This window comes from Salmonella sp. NW645 (assembly GCF_051703725.1).
In the GTDB taxonomy this organism is placed as follows: Bacteria; Pseudomonadota; Gammaproteobacteria; order Enterobacterales; family Enterobacteriaceae; genus Salmonella; species Salmonella enterica.
On record NZ_JAMMKR010000002.1, the window covers coordinates 680,213 to 692,511 of the forward strand.

General features: G+C 52.0%; 11 protein-coding genes. All 11 read left to right on the forward strand.

The features are described from left to right. Positions 1–123: 123 nt before the first annotated feature. The 11 genes from rpsB to lpxD all read left to right on the forward strand — a co-directional run bounded on the left by rpsB (position 124) and on the right by lpxD (position 12,276). The gene (gene rpsB, locus NA389_RS07000; protein ID WP_000246886.1) at positions 124–849 is read left to right on the forward strand and encodes a 30S ribosomal protein S2; all 726 of its coding nucleotides are present in this window, start codon (positions 124–126) and stop codon (positions 847–849) included. Positions 850–1,106: 257 nt separating this feature from the next. Continuing rightward, the gene (gene tsf / locus NA389_RS07005; protein WP_000808106.1) at positions 1,107–1,958 is read left to right on the forward strand and encodes a translation elongation factor Ts; all 852 of its coding nucleotides are present in this window, start codon (positions 1,107–1,109) and stop codon (positions 1,956–1,958) included. Between the two features lie 144 nt (positions 1,959–2,102). Then, positions 2,103–2,828: a UMP kinase gene (gene pyrH / locus NA389_RS07010; protein ID WP_000224567.1), complete on the forward strand. Its 726-nt coding sequence runs from the start codon at positions 2,103–2,105 to the stop codon at positions 2,826–2,828. A gap of 146 nt (positions 2,829–2,974) precedes the next feature. Beyond that, on the forward strand, positions 2,975–3,532 hold the full coding sequence (gene frr / locus NA389_RS07015; RefSeq protein ID WP_000622423.1) for a ribosome recycling factor: 558 nt from the start codon (positions 2,975–2,977) through the stop codon (positions 3,530–3,532). 141 nt (positions 3,533–3,673) lie between these two features. Next, positions 3,674–4,870: a 1-deoxy-D-xylulose-5-phosphate reductoisomerase gene (ispC, locus tag NA389_RS07020; protein WP_000811899.1), complete on the forward strand. Its 1,197-nt coding sequence runs from the start codon at positions 3,674–3,676 to the stop codon at positions 4,868–4,870. A gap of 312 nt (positions 4,871–5,182) precedes the next feature. Continuing rightward, positions 5,183–5,941 carry a (2E,6E)-farnesyl-diphosphate-specific ditrans,polycis-undecaprenyl-diphosphate synthase gene (gene ispU / locus NA389_RS07025; protein ID WP_000947413.1) on the forward strand — a complete coding sequence of 253 codons (759 nt, stop codon included), beginning with the start codon at positions 5,183–5,185 and terminating at the stop codon, positions 5,939–5,941. Positions 5,942–5,953: 12 nt separating this feature from the next. Continuing rightward, positions 5,954–6,811 (forward strand): phosphatidate cytidylyltransferase, encoded by an 858-nt coding sequence (gene cdsA / locus NA389_RS07030; protein WP_000922422.1) that lies wholly within the window; start codon positions 5,954–5,956, stop codon positions 6,809–6,811. Positions 6,812–6,822: 11 nt separating this feature from the next. Continuing rightward, entirely contained in the window at positions 6,823–8,175 is a 1,353-nt protein-coding gene (gene rseP, locus NA389_RS07035) for a sigma E protease regulator RseP (RefSeq protein ID WP_000949017.1), read from the forward strand. A 31-nt stretch (positions 8,176–8,206) separates the two neighbouring features. Beyond that, the gene (bamA, locus tag NA389_RS07040; RefSeq protein WP_001240936.1) at positions 8,207–10,639 is read left to right on the forward strand and encodes an outer membrane protein assembly factor BamA; all 2,433 of its coding nucleotides are present in this window, start codon (positions 8,207–8,209) and stop codon (positions 10,637–10,639) included. A gap of 122 nt (positions 10,640–10,761) precedes the next feature. Next, the gene (gene skp, locus NA389_RS07045) at positions 10,762–11,247 is read left to right on the forward strand and encodes a molecular chaperone Skp (protein WP_000758966.1); all 486 of its coding nucleotides are present in this window, start codon (positions 10,762–10,764) and stop codon (positions 11,245–11,247) included. 3 nt (positions 11,248–11,250) lie between these two features. Next, positions 11,251–12,276, forward strand: a complete 1,026-nt coding sequence (lpxD, locus tag NA389_RS07050) for a UDP-3-O-(3-hydroxymyristoyl)glucosamine N-acyltransferase (protein ID WP_001139266.1) — start codon at positions 11,251–11,253, stop codon at positions 12,274–12,276. The last annotated feature ends 23 nt before the right edge of the window (positions 12,277–12,299 follow it).

A 12,299-nucleotide genomic window follows, 5' to 3' on the forward strand; every position in this document is an offset into this window, starting at 1 on the left:
GACCAATCTCACTTTGTGTAACAACACACACGTATCGGCACATATTCCGGGGTGCCCTTTGGGGTCGGTAATATGGGATACGTGGAGGCATAACCCCAACTTAATCTATAGAGGTTTTAAATCATGGCAACTGTTTCCATGCGCGATATGCTCAAGGCTGGTGTTCACTTTGGTCACCAGACCCGTTACTGGAACCCGAAAATGAAGCCGTTCATCTTCGGCGCGCGTAACAAAGTTCACATCATCAACCTTGAGAAAACTGTACCGATGTTCAACGAAGCTCTGGCTGAACTGAACAAGATCTCTGCTCGTAAAGGTAAAATCCTTTTCGTTGGTACTAAACGCGCTGCAAGCGAAGCGGTGAAAGAAGCTGCTAACAGCTGCGACCAGTTCTTCGTGAACCATCGCTGGCTGGGCGGTATGCTGACTAACTGGAAAACAGTTCGTCAGTCCATCAAACGTCTGAAAGACCTGGAAACTCAGTCTCAGGACGGTACTTTCGAAAAGCTGACCAAGAAAGAAGCGCTGATGCGTACTCGTGAGCTTGAGAAACTGGAAAACAGCCTGGGCGGTATCAAAGACATGGGCGGTCTGCCGGACGCTCTGTTCGTTATCGATGCTGACCACGAGCACATTGCTATCAAAGAAGCGAACAACCTGGGTATCCCGGTATTTGCTATCGTTGATACCAACTCTGATCCGGACGGCGTTGACTTCGTTATCCCGGGTAACGATGACGCAATCCGTGCTGTTAGCCTGTACCTGGGCGCTGTCGCTGCAACCGTTCGTGAAGGCCGTTCTCAGGATCTGGCTTCCCAGGCGGAAGAAAGCTTCGTAGAAGCCGAGTAATAAGGCTTGATAACTCCCTAAAATAGTTCGAGTTGCAGGAAGGCGGCAAGCTCGAGAATTCCCGGGAGCTTACATCAGTAAGTGACCGGGATGAGCGAGTGAAGGCAACGCACCTGCGGCTCGAAATATGAAGGGGAGAGCCCTTATAGACCAGGTAGTATCACGTTTGGTTAGGGGGCCTGTATATGGCCCCCTTTTTCACTTTTATATCTGTGCGGTTTGATGCCGGGCAGATCAAATCTTTCGAGGATTTTAGAATGGCTGAAATTACCGCATCCCTGGTAAAAGAGCTGCGTGAGCGTACTGGCGCAGGCATGATGGATTGCAAAAAAGCGCTGACTGAAGCGAATGGCGACATTGAGCTGGCAATCGAAAACATGCGTAAGTCCGGCGCTATCAAAGCGGCGAAAAAAGCAGGCAACGTGGCTGCTGACGGCGTAATCAAAACCAAAATCGACGGTAACGTCGCTTTCATTCTGGAAGTTAACTGCCAGACTGACTTCGTGGCTAAAGATGCTGGCTTCCAGGCATTTGCTGACAAAGTGCTGGACGCCGCTGTTGCTGGCAAAATCACTGACGTAGAAGTCCTGAAAGCGCAGTTCGAAGAAGAGCGCGTTGCTCTGGTAGCGAAAATTGGCGAGAACATCAACATTCGTCGCGTAGCTTCCCTGGAAGGCGACGTTCTGGGTTCTTACCAGCACGGTGCGCGCATCGGCGTTCTGGTTGCTGCTAAAGGCGCTGACGAAGAGCTGGTTAAACAGCTGGCGATGCACGTTGCGGCAAGCAAGCCGGAATTCGTTAAGCCGGAAGACGTGTCTGCTGACGTGGTAGAGAAAGAGTACCAGGTACAGCTGGACATCGCGATGCAGTCCGGTAAGCCGAAAGAAATCGCAGAGAAAATGGTTGAAGGCCGCATGAAGAAATTCACCGGCGAAGTTTCTCTGACTGGTCAGCCTTTCGTCATGGAACCGAGCAAATCTGTTGGCCAACTGCTGAAAGAGCACAACGCTGACGTGACTGGCTTCATCCGCTTTGAAGTGGGCGAAGGCATTGAGAAAGTCGAGACTGACTTTGCAGCAGAAGTTGCTGCGATGTCTAAGCAGTCCTGATTTTCCTGAGGAGCCGCCTGAGGGCGGCTTCTTTTTGCGCCTCTCTTGTAAAATCAGCCGACGCCTGGCGTCTGCGCTGAAATGCGACGTACAATGTCGCCGGAATTAACTCATATCAATCGTTGACAGTCTCAGGAAAGAAACATGGCTACCAATGCAAAACCCGTCTATAAACGCATTCTGCTTAAATTAAGCGGCGAAGCTCTGCAGGGTACGGAAGGCTTCGGTATTGATGCAAGCATACTGGATCGTATGGCTCAGGAGATCAAAGAACTGGTTGAACTGGGTATTCAGGTTGGTGTGGTGATTGGCGGTGGTAACCTGTTCCGTGGCGCAGGTCTGGCAAAAGCGGGGATGAACCGCGTTGTGGGCGACCACATGGGCATGTTGGCCACCGTCATGAACGGCCTGGCAATGCGTGATGCGCTTCACCGCGCCTATGTGAACGCCCGCCTGATGTCGGCAATTCCTTTAAACGGCGTATGCGACAACTACAGTTGGGCCGAGGCTATTAGCCTGCTGCGTAATAACCGTGTTGTGATTCTGTCTGCAGGTACGGGTAACCCGTTCTTCACTACCGACTCTGCGGCCTGTCTGCGCGGGATCGAAATTGAAGCGGATGTCGTACTGAAAGCGACCAAAGTGGATGGCGTATTCACTGCCGATCCGGCAAAAGATCCTTCCGCGACCATGTACGATCAGCTGACCTACAGCGAAGTGCTGGATAAAGAGCTGAAAGTGATGGATCTGGCGGCGTTCACGCTGGCTCGTGACCACAAACTGCCGATTCGTGTTTTCAACATGAACAAACCGGGCGCGCTGCGTCGTGTGGTGATGGGCGAAAAAGAAGGGACGTTAATCACGGAATAATTCCCGTGAGCGCCAAATACGGGTAAGATTCTGTTCTATTGACGGGTCTTATTACCTGGCAGAAATTAAACGAGACTATACTTAGCACATCTTTGTATTGTGTGACCGTCTGGTCTGACTGAGACTAGTTTTCAAGGATTCGTAACGTGATTAGCGATATCAGAAAAGATGCTGAAGTACGCATGGAAAAATGCGTTGAAGCGTTCAAAACCCAAATCAGCAAAGTGCGCACGGGTCGTGCTTCTCCCAGCCTGCTGGATGGTATTGTCGTAGAATACTATGGCACTCCGACCCCGCTGCGCCAGTTGGCAAGCGTAACGGTAGAAGACTCCCGTACCTTAAAAATTAACGTGTTTGACCGTTCTATGGGGCCAGCCGTTGAAAAAGCGATCATGGCGTCAGACCTCGGTTTGAATCCAAGCTCTGCGGGCACCGACATTCGCGTTCCGCTGCCGCCGCTGACCGAAGAACGTCGTAAAGATCTGACGAAAATTGTCCGTGGCGAAGCGGAGCAGGCGCGTGTCGCCGTTCGTAACGTCCGCCGTGATGCGAACGATAAAGTAAAAGCTCTGCTGAAAGATAAAGCGATCAGTGAAGATGACGATCGTCGCTCTCAGGAAGAAGTACAGAAAATGACCGACGCGGCAATTAAGAAAGTGGATGCGGCGTTGGCAGATAAAGAAGCAGAACTGATGCAGTTCTGATTGATCTGTACGCAGATATAAACTCATTCCACCGCTAAACCTGGCGGATGAGTGGTGTACAAAGCGCCGCGCAGAAGACATTATCAGGTCTCCTGTGCGGCGTTTTGCTTTTTATTCCGTTTCAACACTTCTGGACGTTTCATGAAGCAATTAACCATTCTGGGCTCGACCGGCTCTATTGGTTGCAGCACACTGGACGTAGTGCGCCATAATCCTGATAGCTTCCGCGTTATCGCGCTGGTGGCGGGTAAAAATGTCGCCCGCATGGCGGAGCAGTGCCTGGAATTCTCGCCGCGTTATGCCGTGATGGACGATACGTCGAGCGCAGAACAGCTCAAAATAATGCTTCAGCAGCATGGCAGCCGCACCGAGGTTCTGAGCGGTCAGCAGGCTGCCTGTGAGATGGCGGCGCTTGATGAGGTCGGGCATGTGATGGCGGCCATTGTGGGCGCGGCTGGTTTACTGCCGACCCTGGCGGCGATTCGCGCAGGGAAGACGATTCTGCTGGCGAATAAAGAATCGCTGGTGACCTGCGGGCGGCTGTTTATGGACGAAGTAAAACGCAGCAACGCCCGGCTTTTACCCGTCGATAGCGAACATAACGCGATTTTTCAGAGTTTGCCGCAATCTATTCAGCATAATCTGGGATACGCTGACCTTGAGCAAAATGGTGTAACGTCGATTTTGCTTACCGGGTCTGGTGGCCCGTTTCGTGAAACGCCAATGTGCGATCTGGCAGCGATGACGCCGGATCAGGCATGTCGTCATCCGAACTGGTCGATGGGGCGGAAAATCTCCGTCGACTCCGCCACCATGATGAATAAAGGTCTGGAATACATTGAAGCGCGTTGGTTATTTAATGCCAGCGCACGTCAGATGGAAGTGTTGATCCATCCGCAATCGGTCATTCATTCGATGGTGCGTTATCAGGACGGCAGCGTCCTGGCGCAGCTTGGAGAACCTGACATGCGTACGCCTATTGCGCATACGATGGCATGGCCGAATCGCGTCGCGTCCGGCGCGCAGCCGCTCGATTTTTGCAAACTCAGCGCGCTGACGTTTAGCGCGCCAGATTATCAGCGTTATCCATGCCTGAAGCTGGCGATGGAGGCGTTTGAGCAAGGTCAGGCGGCAACGACGGCGCTCAATGCGGCAAACGAAATCACCGTTGCCGCGTTTCTGGCGCAACAGATTCGTTTTACCGATATCGCCGGGCTCAATTTAGCGGTGCTGGAGAGGATGGATTTACAGGAACCGGCAAGCGTTGAGGACGTATTGCAGGTTGACGCCATCGCGCGTGAAGTAGCCAGAAAACAAGTGATACGGCTCTCACGCTGACGATTATCCCGCGACAGAAGATCGTGCTATTTGTTAGCGTTGGGCTTCGGTGATATAGTCTGCGCCACCTGATCGCAGGTTTTTGGCTTTTTTCGGTCAGGTTAGCCGTGGTTTTACACGGCTTTTTTGTGGATACACAAAATCATTCAGGACGCATCGGGACGGCAGGTGAATACGTTCCCGGCGTGCGCAGACAGCGCACGACAGGGGCGATGACGCGCAGCCATCCGCGAAGCGGACCGAAGAGAATGTGTATAAAGGCTTCAGTATTCCTGAGTACCGCTAAATCCTTTCAGGGACAAAAAACGCGTTATGTTGTCTGCAACTCAACCAGTAAGCGAAAATTTGCCAGCGCATGGCTGCCGTCATGTTGCAATAATTATGGATGGCAATGGTCGCTGGGCGAAAAAGCAAGGGAAGATCCGGGCCTTTGGGCATAAAGCCGGGGCGAAGTCCGTCCGGCGAGCGGTCTCTTTTGCTGCCAATAACGGTATTGATGCGTTAACGCTGTATGCCTTTAGTAGTGAAAACTGGAACCGACCGGCGCAGGAAGTGAGCGCGTTAATGGAGCTGTTTGTGTGGGCGCTGGATAGCGAAGTCAAAAGCCTGCACCGCCATAACGTTCGCCTGCGTATTATCGGCGATATCAGCCGATTCAACTCACGTTTACAAGAACGTATTCGCAAATCAGAAGCGCTTACCGCCCATAATACGGGTCTAACGCTGAATATCGCTGCGAATTACGGCGGACGTTGGGATATTGTCCAGGGAGTCCGACAACTGGCGGAACAGGTGCAGGCTGGAGTGCTGCGCCCCGATCAGATTGATGAAGAGAGACTAGGCCAGCAAATCTGTATGCATGAGCTGGCGCCTGTGGATTTAGTAATTAGGACTGGGGGAGAGCATCGCATTAGTAACTTTTTGCTTTGGCAAATTGCCTATGCCGAACTTTACTTTACGGATGTTCTTTGGCCCGATTTCGATGAACAAGACTTTGAAGGTGCGCTGCATGCCTTTGCTAATCGAGAGCGTCGTTTCGGCGGTACCGAGCCTGGTGATGACAAAGCCTGATGGGGGTTGCTTTTGCTGAAGTATCGCCTGATTTCTGCTTTTGTGTTAATACCCGCGGTCATCGCTGCGCTTTTTTTATTGCCGCCGGTGGGGTTCGCCATTATTACGCTGGTTGTCTGTATGCTGGCCGCGTGGGAATGGGGACAGTTAAGCGGTTTCGCCGCGCGTTCACAGCGGGTTTGGCTGGCGGTGCTGTGTGGTCTGTTATTGGCGCTGATGCTATTTTTGTTGCCTGAGTATCATCACAACATTCGTCAACCACTGGTTGAGATGTCGCTTTGGGCATCGTTAGGATGGTGGGTTGTCGCGCTACTGCTGGTGCTATTTTATCCCGGTTCGGCGGCAATCTGGCGCAACTCAAAAACATTGCGTCTCATTTTCGGTTTGTTAACTATCGTGCCATTTTTCTGGGGCATGCTGGCGCTGCGCGCCTGGCACTATGACGAGAATCATTACAGTGGCGCAATATGGCTACTCTATGTCATGATCCTGGTCTGGGGAGCGGACTCTGGCGCGTATATGTTTGGTAAATTGTTTGGCAAACATAAGCTGGCGCCGAAGGTTTCCCCGGGTAAAACCTGGCAAGGGTTTATCGGCGGGCTTGCTACGGCTGCCGTGATCTCATGGGGTTACGGTATGTGGGCGAATCTGAATGTTGCGCCTGTTATCTTGCTGATTTGCTCTGTGGTGGCGGCTCTGGCTTCTGTACTGGGCGACCTCACCGAGAGTATGTTTAAGCGCGAAGCAGGAATTAAGGATAGCGGCCACTTGATTCCAGGCCATGGCGGCATTCTGGACCGAATTGACAGCCTGACGGCTGCCGTACCGGTCTTTGCTTGCCTGTTGTTACTGGTGTTCAGGACGCTCTAACGGAAGGTTTTATGCTGAGTATTCTCTGGAATCTGGCTGCATTCATCATCGCACTGGGCGTGCTGATCACTGTGCATGAATTTGGTCATTTCTGGGTTGCCCGGCGCTGCGGTGTGCGAGTTGAGCGCTTTTCCATCGGCTTTGGCAAAGCGCTCTGGCGTCGTACCGATCGGTACGGCACCGAGTATGTCATCGCCCTGATCCCGCTGGGCGGCTACGTCAAAATGCTGGATGAACGCGCCGAACCGGTAGCGCCGGAATTGCGTCGTCACGCCTTCAATAACAAAACGGTGGGCCAGCGCGCTGCAATTATTGCCGCAGGTCCGGTTGCGAACTTCATTTTTGCTATCTTTGCTTACTGGCTGGTCTTTATCATCGGCGTCCCTGGCGTTCGTCCGGTCATTGGCGAAATAACGCCCAACTCGATTGCTGCGCAGGCGCAAATTGCGCCTGGTACGGAACTTAAAGCCGTTGATGGTATCGAAACCCCTGATTGGGATGCCGTGCGTTTACAACTGGTGTCCAAAATTGGCGATCAGCAGACGACGGTGAGCGTCGCGCCGTTTGGCAGCGACCAGCGGCAGGACAAAACGCTTGATTTACGTCACTGGGCATTTGAGCCTGATAAGCAAGATCCTGTATCTTCTTTAGGGATTCGGCCCCGCGGGCCACAGATTGAACCGGTACTGTCAGAAGTGCAGGCGAATTCCGCAGCCAGTAAAGCGGGTTTGCAAGCGGGCGACAGGATCGTTAAAGTCGATGGTCAGCCGTTAACGCAGTGGATGAAATTCGTGACGTTTGTACGCGATAATCCCGGTAAGCCGTTAGCGTTAGAGATTGAAAGGCAGGGGAGCGCCTTGTCGTTGACGTTAACGCCGGATACGAAATCGGTTAACGGAAAGGCGGAAGGGTTTGCAGGCGTGGTGCCTAAAATTATTCCTCTGCCGGAAGAGTACAAGACTATACGCCAGTATGGGCCTTTTAGCGCCATCCTCGAAGCCACGGATAAGACGTGGCAGTTGATGAAGCTGACGGTCAGTATGCTGGGTAAATTGATAACCGGTGATGTGAAACTGAACAACCTCAGTGGGCCGATTTCTATCGCTCAGGGGGCTGGGATGTCAGCGGAGTTCGGGGTGATTTATTACCTGATGTTCCTTGCGCTAATCAGCGTGAACTTAGGGATAATCAACCTGTTTCCGCTGCCCGTTCTTGACGGGGGTCATCTGCTGTTCCTGGCGATTGAAAAGCTTAAGGGCGGGCCGGTATCCGAGCGGGTTCAAGACTTTAGTTATCGCATTGGCTCGATTTTGCTGGTGTTGTTAATGGGGCTTGCACTTTTCAATGATTTCTCTCGGTTGTAAGAGAGTTAGTTAGGAAGAACGCATAATAACGATGGCGATGAAAAAGTTGCTCATAGCGTCGCTGCTGTTCAGCAGCGCCACCGTATACGGTGCTGAAGGGTTCGTAGTGAAGGACATTCATTTCGAAGGCCTGCAGCGAGTCGCCGTTGGTGCGGCTCTCCTCAGTATGCCGGTGCGCACAGGCGACACGGTTAATGATGAAGATATCAGTAACACCATTCGCGCTCTGTTCGCCACCGGCAACTTTGAGGACGTCCGCGTCCTGCGCGATGGTAATACCCTTCTGGTTCAGGTAAAAGAACGTCCGACCATTGCCAGCATCACTTTCTCCGGGAACAAGTCGGTGAAAGATGACATGCTCAAGCAAAACCTCGAAGCGTCTGGCGTACGTGTTGGCGAGTCTCTGGATCGCACCACGCTGTCTGATATCGAAAAAGGTCTGGAAGACTTTTACTATAGCGTAGGTAAATACAGCGCCAGCGTTAAGGCGGTCGTCACGCCGCTGCCGCGCAACCGTGTTGATCTTAAACTGGTGTTCCAGGAGGGCGTATCGGCGAAGATCCAACAGATCAACATCGTCGGTAACCATGCCTTTAGCACCGAAGAACTCATTTCTCATTTCCAGTTGCGTGACGAAGTGCCGTGGTGGAACGTCGTCGGCGATCGTAAATACCAGAAACAGAAGCTGGCGGGCGACCTTGAAACCTTGCGCAGCTACTATCTGGATCGCGGCTACGCGCGTTTCAATATTGACTCCACGCAAGTGAGTCTGACGCCGGATAAGAAAGGGATCTACATCACCGTCAATATCACCGAAGGCGATCAGTACAAGCTTTCCGGGGTTCAGGTAAGCGGTAACCTGGCCGGACATTCCGCTGAAATTGAGAACCTGACGAAAATTGAACCGGGCGAGCTCTATAACGGCACCAAAGTGACCAAAATGGAAGATGACATCAAAAAGCTTCTGGGTCGCTATGGTTACGCCTATCCGCGCGTGCAGTCACAGCCTGAAATTAACGATGCTGACAAAACCGTAAAACTGCGCGTGAACGTCGATGCGGGCAACCGTTTCTACGTGCGTAAGATCCGCTTTGAAGGCAACGATACCTCAAAAGATTCCGTTCTGCGCCGTGAAATGCGCCAGATGGAAGGGGCGTGGCTGGGCAGCGACCTGGTTGACCAGGGTAAAGAGCGTCTGAACCGTCTCGGCTTCTTTGAAACCGTCGACACCGACACGCAGCGCGTTCCGGGTAGCCCGGATCAGGTTGATGTGGTGTACAAGGTGAAAGAGCGTAATACCGGTAGCTTCAACTTCGGTATCGGTTACGGTACAGAAAGCGGCGTGAGCTTCCAGGCCGGCGTTCAGCAGGACAACTGGTTAGGTACCGGTTATTCCGTGGGGATTAACGGCACCAAAAACGACTACCAGACCTACAGCGAACTGTCCGTTACTAACCCATACTTTACCGTTGACGGCGTGAGCCTCGGTGGTCGTATCTTCTATAACGACTTCCAGGCGGACGATGCGGATCTATCCGACTATACCAACAAGAGTTACGGTACGGATGTGACGCTTGGCTTCCCCATCAACGAGTACAACACGTTGCGTGCTGGTTTAGGGTATGTGCATAACTCCCTGTCCAATATGGAACCGCAGGTTGCAATGTGGCGTTATCTGGCATCAATGGGTCAGTATCCGAGTACTAATGATCAGGATAATAGTTTTAGCACTGATGACTTCACCTTTAACTACGGCTGGACCTACAACAAACTAGACCGTGGTTACTTCCCGACGGAAGGTACGCGTATCAACCTGACGGGTAAGGTGACGATTCCGGGATCGGATAACGAATACTATAAAGCGACGTTGGATACCGCGACCTATGTACCGATCGATAACGATCATAAGTGGGTCATTCTGGGCCGTACCCGCTTTGGTTATGGCGATGGTTTAGGCGGTAAAGAAATGCCGTTCTATGAGAACTTCTATGCCGGTGGTTCCAGTACCGTTCGTGGCTTCCAGTCCAATACCATTGGTCCTAAGGCGGTCTATTATCCCTATAACCCTAAAAATTACGATGCTGATGAAGACTACGATTGCGCGACGCAGGACGGCGCAAAAGATATGTGTAAGTCGGATGATGCGGTAGGGGGGAACGCGATGGCGGTCGCCAGCCTGGAATTTATCACGCCGACGCCGTTTATCAGCGAGAAATATGCTAATTCGGTCCGTACTTCTTTCTTCTGGGATATGGGGACCGTCTGGGATACTAACTGGGATTCCAGCCAGTATTCTGGTTATCCGGACTACAGCGATCCGAGCAACATCCGTATGTCCGCGGGTATCGCATTACAATGGATGTCCCCATTGGGGCCGTTGGTCTTCTCCTACGCCCAGCCGTTTAAAAAGTACGATGGAGACAAAGCCGAGCAGTTCCAGTTTAACATTGGTAAAACCTGGTAATTGTTCACTGCAAAGGAATGCATTGGTAGTGTAGCGATGACTTTTGGCGATGCCCCCAGGGATCGCCAGGCCACGCAAAGAGCTGTACCTTCGGGTGCAAATGGGATGGTAAGGAGTTTATTGTGAAAAAGTGGTTATTAGCTGCAGGTCTTGGTTTGGCGATGGTAACGTCCGCACAGGCTGCTGACAAAATTGCAATCGTCAACATGGGTAATCTGTTCCAACAGGTTGCGCAGAAGACGGGTGTATCCAATACACTGGAAAACGAATTTAAAGGCCGTGCGGCTGAACTGCAAAAAATGGAAACCGATCTGCAATCTAAAATGCAGCGTCTGCAATCCATGAAAGCAGGTAGCGATCGTACTAAGCTGGAAAAAGACGTGATGTCTCAGCGCCAGACTTTCGCGCAAAAAGCGCAGGCTTTTGAGAAAGATCGCGCTCGTCGTTCCAACGAAGAACGCAACAAACTGGTGACTCGTATCCAGACTGCAGTGAAAAAAGTGGCTAACGACCAGAGTATCGATCTGGTGGTAGACGCAAACACCGTTGCTTACAACAGCAGCGATGTGAAAGACATCACCGCTGACGTACTGAAACAGGTTAAATAAGTAATGCCTTCAATTCGACTGGCTGACTTAGCAGAACAGTTGGATGCAGAATTACACGGTGATGGCGATATCGTCATCACCGGCGTTGCGTCCATGCAATCTGCAACAACAGGCCACATTACGTTTATGGTAAATCCTAAGTACCGTGAACACTTAGGTTTATGCCAGGCTTCTGCGGTTGTCATGACGCAGGACGATCTTCCTTTTGCTAAGAGCGCGGCGCTGGTAGTTAAAAATCCCTACCTGACCTACGCGCGCATGGCGCAAATTTTAGATACTACGCCGCAGCCCGCGCAGAATATCGCGCCAAGCGCCGTGATTGATGCGACGGCAACGCTGGGTAGCAATGTTTCAGTCGGCGCGAATGCGGTGATTGAATCTGGCGTACAACTGGGCGATAACGTGGTTATCGGCGCAGGCTGTTTCGTCGGAAAAAATACCAAAATCGGGGCGGGTTCACGCTTGTGGGCGAACGTAACGATTTACCACGACATTCAGATCGGTGAGAATTGCCTGATCCAGTCCAGTACGGTGATCGGCGCGGACGGTTTTGGCTACGCTAACGATCGTGGCAACTGGGTGAAGATCCCACAACTGGGCCGGGTCATTATTGGCGATCGTGTCGAGATCGGCGCCTGTACCACCATTGACCGTGGCGCGTTGGATGATACTGTTATTGGCAATGGCGTGATTATTGATAATCAGTGCCAGATTGCACATAACGTCGTGATTGGCGACAATACGGCAGTTGCCGGTGGCGTCATTATGGCGGGTAGCCTGAAGATTGGCCGTTACTGCATGATTGGCGGCGCCAGCGTGATCAATGGGCATATGGAAATATGCGACAAAGTCACGGTAACTGGCATGGGTATGGTGATGCGTCCCATCACGGAACCGGGCGTCTACTCCTCAGGCATTCCGCTGCAACCCAACAAAGTATGGCGTAAAACTGCTGCACTGGTGATGAACATTGATGATATGAGCAAGCGTCTCAAAGCGATTGAGCGCAAGGTTAATCAACAAGACTAACGTTCCGCCTTGTAGTTGCCATT

What these genes read in the sequence shown, in the direction of transcription:
- ispC (WP_000811899.1), top strand. Translation starts at nt 3,674, where the DNA reads ATGAAGCAATTAACCATTCTGGGCTCGACCGGCTCTATTGGTTGCAGC.
- tsf (WP_000808106.1), top strand. Translation starts at nt 1,107, where the DNA reads ATGGCTGAAATTACCGCATCCCTGGTAAAAGAGCTGCGTGAGCGTACT.
- ispU (WP_000947413.1), top strand. Translation starts at nt 5,183, where the DNA reads ATGTTGTCTGCAACTCAACCAGTAAGCGAAAATTTGCCAGCGCATGGC.
- lpxD (WP_001139266.1), top strand. Translation starts at nt 11,251, where the DNA reads ATGCCTTCAATTCGACTGGCTGACTTAGCAGAACAGTTGGATGCAGAA.
- bamA (WP_001240936.1), top strand. Translation starts at nt 8,207, where the DNA reads ATGGCGATGAAAAAGTTGCTCATAGCGTCGCTGCTGTTCAGCAGCGCC.
- pyrH (WP_000224567.1), top strand. Translation starts at nt 2,103, where the DNA reads ATGGCTACCAATGCAAAACCCGTCTATAAACGCATTCTGCTTAAATTA.
- rpsB (WP_000246886.1), top strand. Translation starts at nt 124, where the DNA reads ATGGCAACTGTTTCCATGCGCGATATGCTCAAGGCTGGTGTTCACTTT.
- rseP (WP_000949017.1), top strand. Translation starts at nt 6,823, where the DNA reads ATGCTGAGTATTCTCTGGAATCTGGCTGCATTCATCATCGCACTGGGC.